The sequence below is a fragment of the Bacillus sp. CGMCC 1.16541 genome (assembly GCF_003184905.1).
In the GTDB taxonomy this organism is placed as follows: Bacteria; Bacillota; Bacilli; order Bacillales; family Bacillaceae_H; genus Priestia.
The window spans coordinates 282591-297877 of record NZ_KZ821206.1 but is presented as its reverse complement, the minus strand read 5'-3'; the positions used below and the strand labels follow the sequence as shown (position 1 = coordinate 297877).

At 38.5% G+C, this 15287-nt stretch carries 17 protein-coding genes and 1 other annotated feature; of the genes, 15 read left to right on the top strand and 2 right to left on the bottom strand.

All coding sequences use genetic code 11. The annotated features are described in order from the left end of the window. Window positions 1-54 precede the first annotated feature (54 nt). From minC to pheA, 12 genes are all read left to right on the top strand, one after another. Window positions 55-738, top strand: a complete 684-nt coding sequence (gene minC, locus DIS06_RS01575) for a septum site-determining protein MinC (RefSeq protein WP_110111486.1) — start codon at window positions 55-57, stop codon at window positions 736-738. 2 nt (window positions 739-740) lie between these two features. After that, window positions 741-1538: a septum site-determining protein MinD gene (minD, locus tag DIS06_RS01570; protein ID WP_110111485.1), complete on the top strand. Its 798-nt coding sequence runs from the start codon at window positions 741-743 to the stop codon at window positions 1536-1538. 117 nt (window positions 1539-1655) lie between these two features. After that, the gene (locus DIS06_RS01565; RefSeq protein WP_110111484.1) at window positions 1656-2438 is read left to right on the top strand and encodes a M23 family metallopeptidase; all 783 of its coding nucleotides are present in this window, start codon (window positions 1656-1658) and stop codon (window positions 2436-2438) included. Further along, window positions 2431-3297 (top strand): M50 family metallopeptidase, encoded by an 867-nt coding sequence (locus DIS06_RS01560; protein ID WP_110111483.1) that lies wholly within the window; start codon window positions 2431-2433, stop codon window positions 3295-3297. Before DIS06_RS01565 ends, DIS06_RS01560 begins: the two co-directional genes overlap by 8 nt. Before the next feature lie 126 nt (window positions 3298-3423). Continuing rightward, window positions 3424-4890: an Rne/Rng family ribonuclease gene (locus tag DIS06_RS01555; protein WP_162595827.1), complete on the top strand. Its 1467-nt coding sequence runs from the start codon at window positions 3424-3426 to the stop codon at window positions 4888-4890. Window positions 4891-4969: 79 nt separating this feature from the next. Then, window positions 4970-5039, top strand: a sequence feature (ribosomal protein L21 leader region). Window positions 5040-5053: 14 nt separating this feature from the next. Next, complete coding sequence (gene rplU / locus DIS06_RS01550; protein ID WP_110111481.1) at window positions 5054-5362, top strand: 50S ribosomal protein L21; 309 nt, start codon at window positions 5054-5056, stop codon at window positions 5360-5362. 11 nt (window positions 5363-5373) lie between these two features. Further along, window positions 5374-5709 carry a ribosomal-processing cysteine protease Prp gene (locus tag DIS06_RS01545; RefSeq protein WP_110111480.1) on the top strand — a complete coding sequence of 112 codons (336 nt, stop codon included), beginning with the start codon at window positions 5374-5376 and terminating at the stop codon, window positions 5707-5709. A gap of 15 nt (window positions 5710-5724) precedes the next feature. Beyond that, entirely contained in the window at window positions 5725-6018 is a 294-nt protein-coding gene (rpmA, locus tag DIS06_RS01540; protein WP_110111479.1) for a 50S ribosomal protein L27, read from the top strand. Window positions 6019-6267: 249 nt separating this feature from the next. Then, window positions 6268-6810, top strand: a complete 543-nt coding sequence (locus tag DIS06_RS01535; RefSeq protein WP_110111478.1) for a Spo0B C-terminal domain-containing protein — start codon at window positions 6268-6270, stop codon at window positions 6808-6810. A gap of 51 nt (window positions 6811-6861) precedes the next feature. Next, window positions 6862-8148 carry a GTPase ObgE gene (gene obgE, locus DIS06_RS01530; RefSeq protein WP_110111477.1) on the top strand — a complete coding sequence of 429 codons (1287 nt, stop codon included), beginning with the start codon at window positions 6862-6864 and terminating at the stop codon, window positions 8146-8148. A 118-nt stretch (window positions 8149-8266) separates the two neighbouring features. After that, window positions 8267-8716 carry an ACT domain-containing protein gene (locus DIS06_RS01525; protein WP_110111476.1) on the top strand — a complete coding sequence of 150 codons (450 nt, stop codon included), beginning with the start codon at window positions 8267-8269 and terminating at the stop codon, window positions 8714-8716. Between the two features lie 111 nt (window positions 8717-8827). Then, complete coding sequence (pheA, locus tag DIS06_RS01520; protein WP_110111475.1) at window positions 8828-9679, top strand: prephenate dehydratase; 852 nt, start codon at window positions 8828-8830, stop codon at window positions 9677-9679. Between the two features lie 37 nt (window positions 9680-9716). Here the strand turns inward: pheA and DIS06_RS01515 are convergent, their stop codons facing one another. Both DIS06_RS01515 and DIS06_RS01510 read right to left on the bottom strand, forming a co-directional pair. Then, window positions 9717-10259, bottom strand: a complete 543-nt coding sequence (locus DIS06_RS01515) for a transcription repressor NadR (protein ID WP_110111474.1) — start codon at window positions 10257-10259, stop codon at window positions 9717-9719. A gap of 12 nt (window positions 10260-10271) precedes the next feature. Then, a complete protein-coding gene (locus tag DIS06_RS01510) occupies window positions 10272-11411 on the bottom strand; it encodes an IscS subfamily cysteine desulfurase (protein WP_110111473.1) in 1140 nt (379 codons plus the stop codon). Window positions 11412-11512: 101 nt separating this feature from the next. Here DIS06_RS01510 and nadB point away from each other — a divergent pair, with 101 nt between their 5' ends. From nadB to nadA, 3 genes are read left to right on the top strand one after another with little or no spacing between them, the layout of a single operon-like run. Further along, window positions 11513-13078 carry an L-aspartate oxidase gene (gene nadB / locus DIS06_RS01505; RefSeq protein WP_110111472.1) on the top strand — a complete coding sequence of 522 codons (1566 nt, stop codon included), beginning with the start codon at window positions 11513-11515 and terminating at the stop codon, window positions 13076-13078. A 2-nt stretch (window positions 13079-13080) separates the two neighbouring features. Then, window positions 13081-13935, top strand: a complete 855-nt coding sequence (gene nadC, locus DIS06_RS01500) for a carboxylating nicotinate-nucleotide diphosphorylase (RefSeq protein ID WP_110111471.1) — start codon at window positions 13081-13083, stop codon at window positions 13933-13935. Further along, window positions 13932-15032 (top strand): quinolinate synthase NadA, encoded by a 1101-nt coding sequence (gene nadA / locus DIS06_RS01495; RefSeq protein WP_110111470.1) that lies wholly within the window; start codon window positions 13932-13934, stop codon window positions 15030-15032. The genes nadC and nadA overlap by 4 nt, the downstream gene beginning before the upstream one ends. Window positions 15033-15287: the final 255 nt, after the last annotated feature.

The window sequence follows — 15287 nt, the reverse complement described above, 5'->3', positions numbered from 1 at the left end:
AAGAGGAATTTAGTAGGTCTCTGTCGAAATTATACATTCGTTGAGGTGAGCTTCGTGAACAAACAAAAGCAACAATATATAACAATAAAAGGAACAAAGGATGGACTAACGTTGCATCTCGATGACACGTGTTCATTTCAAGAGCTACTAAAGGAATTAGATTCAAAGTTATCAACAAATCAACATGGGGACAATGACCAATTTGTAGCGGTTCATGTGAAAGTTGGAAATCGATATTTAACAACTGAACAAGAAGAAGAATTAAAGGTCATCATTCAAAAGAAAAGACACTTAGTAGTGGGAGAGATTGATTGTAACGTTATTTTGAAAGAAGATGCACTGCGATTAAAAGAAGAAAACGAAATTGTTTCTGTTGCAAAAGTCATACGTTCAGGACAAGTTCTTCATGTACCAGGTGATTTATTACTTGTTGGAGATGTGAACCCTGGAGGTAAGGTGATTGCAGGAGGAAATATTTTTATAATAGGTGCGTTAAAGGGGATTGCTCATGCTGGTTATAACGATAATAAGCAAGCGGTCATTGCTGCATCTGTCATGAAACCTTCACAGCTACGCATTAGTGATATCATTACTCGAGCAACCGATGAAAGTGATGAGAGCAGTAAAAGTGAAATGGAATGTGCATATCTAAATGAAGAGAATCAAATGGTGATAGAGCGAGTTCAGTTGCTGTCGCATCTAAGACCTCATTTGACAAGGTTAGAAAGGAGCAATTAACAGTGGGAGAGGCTATTGTTGTTACGTCTGGAAAAGGTGGCGTTGGGAAAACAACGACATCAGCCAACTTAGGTACAGCCCTAGCGTTAGCTGGGAAACGTGTATGTTTGATTGATACAGACATTGGATTACGTAACCTAGATGTTGTAATGGGGCTAGAAAATCGCATTATTTATGATCTTGTAGATGTAGTAGAAGGGCGTTGTAAACCACAAAAGGCCTTAATTAAAGATAAGCGTTTTGAATGTTTGTACTTACTGCCTGCTGCTCAAACAAGTGATAAAACAGCTGTTACTCCTGAACAAATGGAAGAATTAATTCTTGAGCTTAAGCAAGATTATGATTATATCATTATTGATTGTCCTGCTGGAATTGAGCAAGGTTACAAAAATGCAGTTGCTGGTGCGGATCAGGCTTTAGTTGTGACAACACCAGAAATATCGGCTGTTCGAGACGCAGATCGTATCATCGGACTATTAGAAAAAGAAGACATTCAGCCACCAAAGTTAATTATCAACCGTATTCGTAACCATATGGTTAAAACAGGTGATATGCTCGATGTTGATGAAATCGTTCAACTATTAGCGATTGATTTAATCGGTATTGTAGCAGATGACGATAATGTCATTAAAGCTTCTAACAGTGGTGAACCCATTGCACTAGACCCGTCAAGTAAAGCATCGATTGCTTATCGCAATATTGCGAGACGTATTTTAGGAGAAGCGGTTCCTCTTCAATCATTAGATGAAGATAGCAAAGGAATCTTTGCACGTATTAAACAATTTTTTGGTGTTCGTTAAAAAGCCTTCCGTTAAGGAGGCTTTTTTTATTTGACGATTTTTTCCTTCTGTCATAACCGTTCCGGACAAGTCATACATTAAAGTATACAAGCTTAATATCAAGGAGAATGATAGAAGATGAATCGACGTGCTGATGAAATTAGAAAGCGAATTGCAAATCGAAAAAAGAAAATGGGATCTGCACAGCCAAAAGACATTCAGCCGAAAATGCGTACCTTTCTTAGTGATGAAGAACGTTATGGCTCGACTGATTTTTCAATGTATGAATACACACCGAGTAACCAAGATCGACATCTGTTATTTAACAAAGAGTGGTTTATGTTTAAAGTGTTGATGTCCGCTTGTCTTGTTCTCATTGTTGCGATTTTGTTTAAAAATCCTTCTCCTACATTCGAGCAAGCTCGTCATGTTGTACAAACAAGTATGGAGAAAGAATTTCAGTTTGCTACTGTGTCAAATTGGTATGAAAAGACATTTGGTCAGCCGTTAGTACTGATCCCTAATGAGAGTAAAAAGCAAACAGAACAAAGTGTCAACAGTGGCTACGCTGTACCAGTAGCAGGAAGTAAAGTAGTCGAAACGTTTGAAAAAACCGGACAAGGAATAACGGTTGAAACTGATTCAAACTCTGTTGTAGAAGTCATGAATGAAGGGTTTGTTGAGTTTGTTGGAACAAAAGAAGGGCTAGGTAAAACAGTTGTTGTGCAACATGCAGATGGAACGGAAACGTGGTATGGACAATTAAAACAAATTAACGTAAACATTTATGATTTTGTCGATAAGGGAACAAACTTAGGGATTGTGGCATCGAGTGAAAGTGGAGAAAAAGGAGTATTCTACTTTGCCATTAAAAACGGCGAAGAATTTATTGATCCTAGTCAGGTGATTTCATTTGAATAAAATGCTTTCCTTACTTATGCGTATTCACATCCATCCGTTATTTTGGATTGTATTTGCGATAGGGATTGTAACAGCTAGTTTTAAACAATTGCTCATGCTCTTTGTAATCGTCCTTGTTCATGAGTTAGGTCACGCGATGGCAGCCCAGTTTTTTTCCTGGCGTATTCGTAAGATTTTATTGTTGCCATTTGGGGGCGTTGCTGAAGTAGATGAACATGGAAACCGTCCGTTTCATGAAGATTTTATTGTCATTGTGAGTGGTCCACTTCAACATATTTGGATGATGGGCCTTTCTTATGTTTTAATGATGACTTCCATCATTTCGCCAGCTACACACGAACTATTTATCTATCATAATTTACTTATATTAGGATTTAATTTACTTCCTATTTGGCCGCTAGATGGAGGGAAGTTGTTGTTTTTAGTGTTAAGTCAACGTATGGCATTTTTAGAAGCGTATAAAAAAGCATTGTTAATCTCTGCTTGTTTGCTAGCGGTAGTGAGCTTAATTGCCGCTACTTTCTATCTTCAACAATTGCATTTATGGATTATTATGTTGTTCTTACTGCATTCTCTCTATACAGATTGGAAGCATAGACAGTATGTCTATATGCGATTCTTGCTTGAACGATACAATGGAAAAGAAAGAGAGATTAAGAATCTAAAGCCATTAACAGTGACTCACGAGGAGAAAATTCACCACATTTTACAGCGATTTCAACGCGGATACAAACACGTCATTATTATTCAAAACGATCATCGTGAACAACAACAAGTAGATGAAAATGAAGTGTTGCATGCCTATTTTGCAGAAAAAAGAATGGATTCTCCTATTGATGAGCTTGTATCTTTTTATTAATGTTATGTAAGATAAGAATAGAATGACTTACATGGCTCGGCTTGTATAGCCGGCTTTTTTTATTAAGCTCTTTTTTACGTTAAACAACCAAAATAGATAAAAAGTAGTAAAAGTGAGGAAACAATTTTGAAGACGTGTGTAATGAATGTAGCGACGACTGCAAAGCGAATTGCTTTAATTGGGGAAAACGGATTAGAGCAACTTCATTTAGAACAACAAAATAAACAGCAGGTTGTAGGGAATATTTATATCGGACGAGTGACAAATGTCGTTCCAGGGATGCAAGCAGCGTTTGTCGATCTTGGTTTATCCAAAAATGGCTTTATTCATCGTGATGATTTAGCTTCGTATCAAGCAGCAAAGGGATCAGAATATGCAAACAAGAGCATTTCACACTTTGTTCGTGAAGGAGAAGCGGTTCTTGTACAGGTTGTAAAAGAAGGCATTGGAACAAAAGGACCTAAATTAACAGGGCTGATTGAACTTTCAACAGAAGCGTTGGTATATGTTCCTCATGGGAATTATATTGCGATTTCAAAGAAAATTGCAGATGAAAACGAACGTGAAAAGTGGCGTAGCTTCGGACAAGAGCATCGAAAAGACCAAGAAGGATTTTTATTCCGAACAGCTGTTGAACAACAATCAATAGAGGAACTGACTCATACAATCAATCAGGTAAGAAAAACGTATGAAGATCTTCGTCAAAAATCTGCTACCTTAAAAGTACCGGCCCTTGTTTATGATGCGTATGATTTTATTGAGACAACGATAAGTAGTATGTTAAAGAACACAGTAAACGAAATCGTTGTCGATGACTTTGACGTGTTTCAATTATTGAAGGAACAAAGACTAGATTCACAAGTGACCTTAACCTATTACAGAGAAAAAGAAGGCATCTTTACCTATTATCGTATTGAAGAGGAAATGGAGAAGCTGTTAAAACGAGTGGTATGGTTGAAAAGTGGCGCTTATTTAGTGATTGATGAAACAGAAGCGCTCACGGTCATTGATGTAAATACCGGAAACTTTACGGGGAAAACATCATTTAAAGAGACGGCTTTAAAGGTGAATACAGAAGCAGCGATTGAAGTAGCAAGGCAAATGAAGCTACGCAATATCGGAGGCATTGTCATTGTGGACTTCATCAATATGTCATCAGAGCGTGATCGTCAAGCGGTTATTCAAGAAATGAAAAAACAAGTGTCAAAAGATGAGGTTCGAACAACCGTTGTTGGATTTACAGAACTAGGGCTGTTACAAATTACGAGAAAAAAGACGAATGAAAGCCTTCATGCATCGGTAACAAAGCCATGTCCAGTGTGTCAGGGAAAAGGTCGTACATTAGACGATGAAACGGTGATATATGAGATTGAAAGACACCTTTTACAATATAAAAATACCGATTACGAAGCAATCTGGATTGAAACAAGAGCCTCTATCATCGAGCGCTTAAAAAAAGATGACATGTTACAAAAGGTAAGAAGTGCTATTTCAATGGAAATCTTCTTCACAAATTCCGCTCATGAAAGTGGTACTTATACGGTCCGGTATATCGGTTCTAAACAAGACGTACAAGGGCGAATGAAGAATTAATTGTTTTTGCAAGAAGTAGAAAATATAATTGACACACGCATTGTACGTATAGTATTATTTACTTTGTTAGTTTGTAGCACCTGTGCTACAACCGCGCAGATTAGGTTTTAAGTCAATTGACACCTATGATGGCGAGTCTTAGTTTATTGAGGAGGTGCAGAGAATGTACGCAATTATCGAAACTGGTGGTAAACAAATCAAAGTTCAAGAAGGTCAAGCGATCTACGTAGAGAAGCTTGCTGGTGAACAAGGTGAGACAGTTACTTTCGACAAAGTTTTATTTGTAGGTGGCGACAACGTTAAAGTTGGTGCTCCAACTGTTGAAGGTGCAACTGTAACTGCAAAAGTTGAAAAGCAAGGTCGTGCGAAGAAAATCATCGTTTTCAAATACAAAGCGAAGAAAAACTATCGCCGCAAACAAGGTCATCGTCAACCTTACACTAAAGTTGTTATTGAAAAAATCAACGCGTAAGGCGAGTTGAGATGATTAAAGTAACGATTTCCCGAAATGATAATAAAAAGATTGTTGCCTTTACGATGAATGGACATGCTCAGTTTGCTGAACATGGAAAGGACCTCGTATGTGCAGGCGCATCCGCTGTTTCATTCGGTACTATTAATGCCATCCATGCTTTATGTAGGGTTACACCACATATCGATCAAGCTGGAAAAGACGGTGGTTACCTCCGTTGTGAATTTCCAACTGATGTTGATTCGTCAACATTTGAGAAGATGCAAGTCTTGCTTGAGGGAATGGTTGTGTCATTACAAACAATCGAACTTGATTATGGAAATTATATAAAAATACAAACCAAATAACAGGAGGTGGATGTCATGTTATTAAGATTAGACCTTCAGTTCTTCGCTTCTAAAAAGGGAGTAGGTAGTACTAAAAACGGTCGTGATTCAATCTCGAAACGTCTAGGTGCTAAACGTGCTGATGGCCAATTCGTAAGCGGTGGTTCAATTTTATATCGTCAACGCGGTACTAAAATTTACCCAGGTGCTAACGTAGGTCGTGGTGGTGACGACACGCTATACGCGAAAGTTGACGGTATCGTTAAGTTCGAGCGTTTCGGTCGTGATCGCAAAAAAGTTTCTGTATACCCAGTTGCACAAGAAGCATAAGGGTTAAAAAGAGAACTCTAACCTATTTTGGTTAGAGTTCTCTTTTTTGCCTTTAAAATATCTGGGCGTTCGCAAGGATTATCTGTAGATAAATGTCCAATTCTAGAAGGGAATTTGCTATAATTTTAATATTGGGCTTTCAGGGAAGCTCACTATCTTAAAAAGTAAACAAAAGTAGTTGTTTAATAAAATCTATGATATTAACAACGATGATTATACTTGCTCGAATTGAAAGTTAGGAGTGCAAAGATGAAAAAGGAATGGAATGTCGTTGATATACTAAGATATGCTCGACATGATTGGTTGAATAAACTCCAGTTGATTAAAGGCAACATTGCATTAAATCGACTTGATCGAGCAAATGAAATTATTGAAGAGATTATAATTGAAGCAAAGCATGAATCGAGCTTAACGAACACAAAATTGAATTTATTTGCCGGATATATTATGACTTATCATTGGAATAGCCTTCCGCTTCGCTTAGAAGTAGAAGTGCTAGGGGAAGTAAAAGACCTTTCTCTTTACGATAAAGAACTATATGAGTGGTTTGTCCCATTTGTTCAAGTGTTAGAGGAACATAGCGATTATACCGAAGAGAATCATTTAAGCATCTCGTTACTTTTTGATTCATCATCTGTTCGTTTCTTTTTTGACTTTAGTGGAATACTAACAGGTAGTAATGATGTGAATGAGTGGTTAACACAATACGAATATAGTCCACATTTACACGTGGTAAGTCAAGAAGTAACAACAAATGAAGCAAGTGTTGTAATTGAGTTGAACGAAAAGTAGTGTGTTTGCTTACATAGATGAAGAAGCAACAATCAGAACGGAGTGAATGGAATGTTTGTAGATCAGGTCAAGGTGTATGTGAAAGGTGGAGACGGCGGAAACGGGATGGTAGCGTTTCGTCGAGAGAAGTATGTACCAAAAGGTGGTCCTGCTGGTGGAGATGGAGGAAAAGGTGCTGACGTTATCTTTGAAGTAGAAGAAGGATTACGTACGCTGATGGATTTCCGCTATCAACGTCATTTTAAAGCCAATCGTGGCGAACACGGAATGTCAAAAAGTCAGCACGGGAAAAATGCACAGCCAATGGTTGTAAAAGTACCACCAGGAACGGTTGTAAAAGACGATGCAACGCAAGAAATTATTGCAGATTTAACAGAACACGGACAACGTGCAATTATTGCAAAAGGTGGCCGTGGTGGACGCGGGAATACTCGTTTTGCTACACCAGCTAATCCTGCACCGGAGCTTTCTGAAAATGGAGAACCAGGTCAAGAGCGAGACGTTGTTTTAGAATTGAAGTTATTAGCTGATGTTGGGTTAGTTGGCTTCCCAAGTGTTGGGAAATCGACGTTATTATCGGTTGTATCAGCAGCAAGACCGAAAATTGCAGAGTATCATTTTACAACGCTTTCACCGAATTTAGGAATGGTGGAGACAGAAGACAACAGAAGTTTTGTTATGGCGGACTTACCAGGTTTAATTGAAGGCGCACATGAAGGGGTTGGACTTGGTCACCAATTTTTACGTCATATTGAACGTACACGTGTCATTGTGCATGTAGTAGATATGTCTGGTATGGAAGGAAGAGATCCATATGAAGATTACAAAACAATCAATGAAGAATTGCGTCAATATAACTTACGCTTAACAGAGCGTCCACAAGTAGTGGTTGCTAACAAAATGGACATGCCAGATGCAGAAGAAAACTTAAAAGCATTTAAAGAACAACTGCCGGAAGGTGTTCAAGTGTTCCCAATTTCAGCTGTTACGCGTCAAGGATTACGTGACTTACTATTTACAGTTGCAAATCTTGTAGATGCAACACCTGAATTCCCAATGCACGAAGAGGAAGATTTATCTACACACCGCGTTCTTTATAAACATGAAAAAGAAGTGGATGAGTTCCTTATTACACGTGAAAGCGATGGAGCATTTGTCGTTTCCGGTGAAAAAGTAGAGAAACTATTTAAGATGACAGACTTCTCACGCGATGAATCGGTTCGTCGTTTCTCAAGACAACTTCGTAACATGGGTATTGATGAGGCGTTACGTAAGCGTGGAGCCTCAGATGGAGACATTGTGAAGTTACTCGAATACGAATTTGAATTTATCGATTAATAAATAAATGAAACGGATGGCGCTTCTTTACAAGTAGTGCCATCCATTTGTATTATACTTTCAAAGAGATACAAATGGTTAGGGATTCAGAGAGATTAACACAGGGGAGGAGCTTTATTTGAACAAACTCGATAAACAGTTTTATTTAGTTCGAGAAGATGTATTGCCAGAAGCGATGAAAAAGACATTAGAAGCTAAGTTATTAATTGAACGAGGAAAAGCTGAATCTGTCGCGGATGCGGTACATACAGTAGATCTTAGTCGAAGTGCTTTTTATAAATATAGAGATACGGTTTTTCCATTTCAAACAGTTGTGAAACAGCGTATCATTTCGTTGTTTTTTCATCTAGAAGACCGATCAGGTACTCTTTCTCACTTATTAAGTGTGGTAGCATCGGGAGGCTGTAATGTATTAACCATTCACCAGACGATTCCGTTACAAGGTCGTGCCAATGTGACTTTATCTCTTGATACATCTAGTATGCAAATTGAAATTAATGAGCTGTTAACAAGGTTAAAAAATTTAGAGTTTGTTGATAAAGTAGAAGTGCTAGGCTCAGGAGCATAATGCACGGTGGCTGTACCAAAAGACATTATAGTGTCTTTTGGTACAGCTTATCTTTTAAAGGAATCTATTTGAATATTTACATAATAAACAGCTGAGATAGGAGAGAAGAAGTTGAGGAGAATAGGTTATTTAGGACCAAGAGCAACATTTACACATATTGCGGTTCAAACGATGTTTCAACAAGATGAACATATTCCTTATCGCACCATTCCTTCTTGTGTGGATGCCGTGGTAAACGGGGAAGTAGAGTATGGAATTGTGCCATTAGAAAATGCGCTTGAAGGGTCTGTAAACTTAACACTAGATTATTTAATTCATGAAAAACGATTGCCTATTGTAGGAGAAATTGTCTTGCCGATTCGCCAACATTTAATGGTACATGCAGCGCATATTGATGCGTGGGAACAAGTAACAACCGTTTATTCTCACTCACATGCGATTGCGCAATGTCATAAATTTTTACATACAAAGCTGTCGGACGTATTGCTTGAAACAACGACTTCTACAGCATCAGCAGCTCAATTTGTAAAGGAGCATCCTGAAGAAATCATTGGAGCGATTGCAAACGAACTGGCTGCAAAGGAATACGGCTTACATATCGCACAACCGAATATTCATGACTATAATCATAATACGACTCGCTTTGTTGTGTTACGACGTCATCCACAAGAGGAAGAGCCGTTTGAGCAACATGACGGGTACAAAACAACGTTAATGATTACATTGCCATCTGACCAAGCAGGAGCACTCCATCAAGTATTATCTGCCTTTGGGTGGAGAAAATTGAACTTATCTAAAATTGAATCTCGCCCGATGAAAACAGGGCTTGGACATTATTTTTTCATTGTAGACATTGAGCAGAAGATGGATGACATTTTAATCCCAGGAGCCATGGCTGAACTAGAGGCATTAGGGTGTACAGTGAATGTGTTAGGTAGCTATCCTTACTATCTTATAAAATAGAACAGAACATAAAAGAGCTGGCGTGCAACCAACTCTTTTATGTGTCAATTAAAAATCCTGCTTTTTTTAAAGCATCACATGCAGCATCAAGTTTGAATATAGAATCCGCTTCAATTGTATGAAGGTGTGTTCCGTCCGTTAATTGTGATAAATAGGTCGCATTTGTATGCTTCACATTGGCTAAAAAGAGTTCAACTTCTTTTCGTGTGCTGACCATAATAGATGCTGTAATCTCTCCATAAATTGGATGTTCAACTGTGACATCTTTTACACGCACTCCGTGGTCGACAAGTAACATGAGTTCAGACTCTGTCTCGTCAGGACCGTGCTGGCAGGCAATTATGCGTCGCTGTTGCTGCGTTTCTTGAGTGGACATGTAAAGGTATCCTTGACTCGTTGCGACAATGGGTTCGTTTCGGGCTTTTAAAAGAGAAATATCTTGTACAATGACTTGTCTACTGACATTTGTACGTTTTGATAATTCACTACCCGTTAAAGGTATCCCTTGTTCTTTTAACCACGATAGAATCAACAATCGCCGTTCTTCACCTAGCACTTTTTTTTGTTCTGCTTTCATCATTACCGCTCCCTATCATTTCACATACGAAAATTCGTGATAAAGTTTTTTCAATGTCATGACAAACTGATCAATATGATAATCAGTCGTTTCTTTTCCGAAAGAAATACGTACAAACCTCTTTGCTTCTTCTGTTGTCTTTCCGATTGAAAGAAGAGTAGAGGAAGGGGATTGTTGTCCAACTTGACAAGCGCTTCCCGTTGAAACGGCTAACCCGTAACGATTACATTGTAACATAACATATTGACCTTGCACGCTTGCAAATGTTAACCCTACAATGCTCGGCAAATGATGCGAATGGTACCCTTCAACATGAACAAAGTCCGTCAGTCCATGTAAACACTGATTTAGATAAGAAAATAGATGTTGATAACGTTCATGTTCTTCAGTCATTTTTTTCATTACTTGTTCAGTGGCTGTAACAAACGCAGCGATACCAGGCATATTTACCGTACCAGGACGCAATGATTGAGTAGTCGATTTCGAGTGATAAACGGATTTCCAATTTGTATATGGATTTAGATAAAGGACACCAACACCTTTTGGACCATACAGCTTATGACTCGAGATGGAAAGACTGCTAATATTTGCTGCTTTTACGTCAATTGGAAGTTTTCCAAATGATTGAACACAATCACAATGAAAGAGGACACCCTTCTCTTTTAGCAAGTGACCAATTGCTTTGATTGGTTGTATCGTTCCAATTTCATGATTCACGTGCTGAATCGCAACAAGGACAGTGTCTTGACGAATTGCGCGTTCTAATTCGTGGATTGACACAAGACCATATGAATCTGTAGGTAAATAAGTAATCGAATATCCTTCTTGCTCGAGATGAGTCCATAGATTAAGTAAAGAAGAATGTTCGAGCTTTGTTGTTACGATATGTTTCCCTTTATGTATACTTCCATGTAAAAGGGACTGCACAGCTACATAATTTGACTCCGTGCCACCACTTGTAAAATAAACACATTCAGTCTCTCCATTGAGCCAGCCGGCTACTTTTTCTTTACATAACTCTAGTAGTTGTGCTGCTTCCGTTCCATAATCATGAAGACTATTTGTATTGCCATAATAAAGCGTGGCTACTTTTTGATAAACATCAAGTGCTTCTTTACACATCGGTGTAGTAGCGGCGTAATCTAAATAAATCATTTTCATCACCATCCTTTAAAAATAAATAAAAACATCTTGTGTTTAATTAAATAATATGTAAATATAGGTGTCAAGACACATGTAAATTAAGAGGTGTATATATGCGCGAAGTAGATGTCATTATTGTTGGAAGTGGTCTATCCGCTCTCATTGCAGCGTATTCCCTTTGTAAACATAAAAAAGTCATGATTCTTACAAAAGGGGAAAAGAGTGATAGCAATTCGGTGCTTGCTCAAGGCGGCGTAGCTGTTGCGATGAGTGAAGATGATCATTGGCTTCATCATTTAAGAGATACAATCGAAGCTGGGAGTTCTCATTGTAATGAATTCATCGCTAAAAAACTTGTGCAACTTGGCCCTTTATTTATTAAACAGTTAATGGATAGAGGTATGTCATTTGATCGACACCAGTCGGGTGAATTAATGCTAGGGCAAGAAGGAGCACATCGGAAGCGCCGAATACTTCATGCAGGTGGCGATGCAACAGGAAGAGAGTTCATGCACTTTTTGCAACAGTTAATCGTACAAGACGTACATATTATTGAACATCAAACAGTCCAAGATTTAATCATTGATAACGGCTGCTGTATTGGAGTAGTAAGTAGAGACCAAAAAGGGCGTGTTCTGCCTTTTTACGCTCAACATGTCATTTTAGCTACAGGTGGATGCGGACATTTATATAGCTACACATCAAATAGTGCAGTTGCAACAGGGGATGGATTAGCGATGGCTTACAGGGCTGGTGCTGCATTAATAGATCTAGAATTTATTCAATTTCATCCAACGTTATTACACAGTCATCATCGATCAGGTGGTCTTGTGTCAGAAGCGGTCAGAGGCGAGGGTGCGATTCTTGTCAATGAAAGAAACGAAGCCATTATGGAAGGTGTGCACCCCCTAAAAGATTTAGCTCCGCGTGATGTTGTTGCTCGCTTTATATTCGAACGTATGCAACAAGGAGAGCAGATTTCTTTAGCAATTGATGATATTCAGCATTTTGAGAAGAGGTTTCCAACGATTACCTCACTTTGTGAAAAAGCTCACGTTGATTTAAAAACGAAGCGTATTCCAGTTGTACCAGGCGCTCACTTTTTGATGGGTGGCATAAAAGTGAATGAACATGGTGAAACAACAATTCCTCGGTTATATGCAGTGGGTGAAGTAGCGTGTTCAGGAGTGCACGGTGCGAATCGTCTTGCAAGTAACTCCTTGCTAGAATGCATTGTCTTCGGTCAATTAGTGGCAGAAACGATTTTAAATAAACAAGAACACGTTAAAATAAAGCCGATTCGATATCGAAGTGAACGTCATGCAACTGATTCGGTTTACTTACCGTCTAAATTTGCAGTTCGGCATCAGATGATGACCCATGCAGGAATCATTCGCACGGAAGATACGTTAAAGCAGCTCATCTATCAATTTGAAGAGTCATTAGCTCATGCATCAACCAGTCTATTGGGTTACACAAACGAGCAGCTCAACTTAATTAATATGTTAACAGTTGGAAAGTTAGTGGCACAATCAGCCCTCGAACGTAAAGAGAGCAGAGGTGCGCATTTTCGATCTGATTATCCATTTCAGCATAATGAGCAATGGGGACAAAAGCGAATAATGAAGCAACTACGAGAAAAAGAACAACACCAATTTAATTCAGTAATGGGGAGGTAAACATGAATCGTTTAAGAGTACGTCAACTGCTTCAGCAATTTTTAATTGAAGATATTGGGGAAAGAGATGTAACGAGCAATGCGCTATTCTCGAGTAAAGATGAAGGGGAAGTACGTGTAATTGCAAAAGAAAACGGCATCTTTGTAGGGGAAGATGTGATAAGAGAAGGTTTTACTCTTTTAGATGAACAGATACATGTCAATCTCTTAAAACAAGACGGTGAGGGCGTTCGAAAAGGCGAAGAAATTGCTATCATCGAAGGTTCGATCTCAGCTATTTTATCTTCAGAACGAGTTGTTCTTAATTTGATTCAACGCATGAGTGGGGTGGCAACTTTGACAAACCGTGCTGTTAAGGTGTTAGAAGGTAGTAGCTCCCGAGTTTGTGATACAAGAAAGACAACACCTGGATTAAGAATGTTTGAAAAGCACGCGGTTCAATGTGGAGGAGGTTTTAATCACCGTTATGGTCTGTATGATGGTGTCATGTTAAAAGATAACCATATTGCTTTTGCGGGGTCAGTAAGTGAAGCAGTTAAACAAGTACGAGAAAAAATTGGCCATATGGTGAAGATAGAAGTTGAAATTGAAACGAAAGAACAACTTATTGAAGCAGTTGAAGCTAATGTAGATGTCATTATGTTTGATAATTGTTCACCGGATATCATTAAAGAATGGTTATCGCTGGTTCCATCTCATATGACCACCGAGGCATCAGGGAATCTTACACTTGATAACTTACATTTATATAAAGAAACAGGTGTTCACTATTTATCATTAGGTGCGCTTACACATTCTGTTCAATCATTAGATATTAGCTTAGATGTTGTACAAACAAGAAAGGAGCAATTGATATGAGTTTACTAAGTGCATTAGAAGGTGCAACACTTCCGTCAGCGTACAAAGAAATGTCAATTGAAGAGATGGAACAACGTGTTCGAGGCATTAAAAATCAATTAGGTAAGCGTCTTTTTATCCTCGGCCACCATTATCAAAAAGACGAAGTGTATCAATTCGCCGATGCAGTTGGAGATTCTCTACAATTAGCACAAATTGCGTCAACAAACCGTGAAGCTGAGTTCATTGTATTTTGCGGAGTGCATTTTATGGCAGAAACAGCCAACATTTTAGCTTCACCTTCACAAACAGTCATTTTACCAGATATGAGAGCAGGTTGTTCAATGGCTGATATGGCAAACATTGAGCAAACAGAGAGAGCTTGGGACCATCTCACAGATTTATTTGGAGATACAATGATTCCGTTAACGTATGTAAACTCCACAGCGGCAATTAAAGCATTTGTTGGTGAGCATGGTGGAGCAACTGTTACATCATCTAATGCAGCTTCTATTGTAAAGTGGGCATTTACACAAAAAGAGCGAATCGTGTTTTTACCCGATCAACACTTAGGACGTAATACAGCATTTGATCTAGGCATACCATTAGAGCATATGGCAATCTGGGATCCTATTCAAAATGAACTGTTGTTTGATGGACAATTAGAAGATGTAAAGGTTATTTTATGGAAAGGTCATTGCTCAGTTCATGAGAATTTTACCGTGCATAATGTTCAGGAGATTAGAAAAACAGCGCCTGATATGAATATTATTGTGCATCCAGAGTGTACACGAGAAGTCGTAGCTTTATCTGACTATGCAGGTTCAACTAAATACATCATTGAAACAATTGCAAATGCTCCAGCAGGATCAAAGTGGGCGATTGGAACAGAAATGAATTTAGTGAAACGAATCATTAGTCAATATCCAAATAAAGAAATCGTGTCTTTAAATCCGTTTATGTGTCCATGTCTCACGATGAACCGAATCGATTTGCCGCATCTATTATGGGCATTAGATTCGATTGTAGAAGGAAATCCTATTAATACGATTCGAGTATCGCAAGACATAGCAATCGGTGCATTAAAGGCATTAAATAAGATGTTAGAAGTAAAATGAAGAGAGTGAGAACGTTAGCAAAGATAATCAAACCGTGTGACAAGCTGAGTTGAATGGGGATATTGATTCCTTTTACCTCAGCTTTTTTTCTTCCCAGTAGAGGCTTTAGGTAGGTACATAACAAGACATGAGGGGGAACTTGTCATTGATTTATGCATAAAAGATTTTTTCCAAGCATATGTTGTGATGAAGAAATAGAAGCGACTTTGTTCCTGCAATTATAAATAGTAAAGACTCTACTCGGGAGGGGAAAAG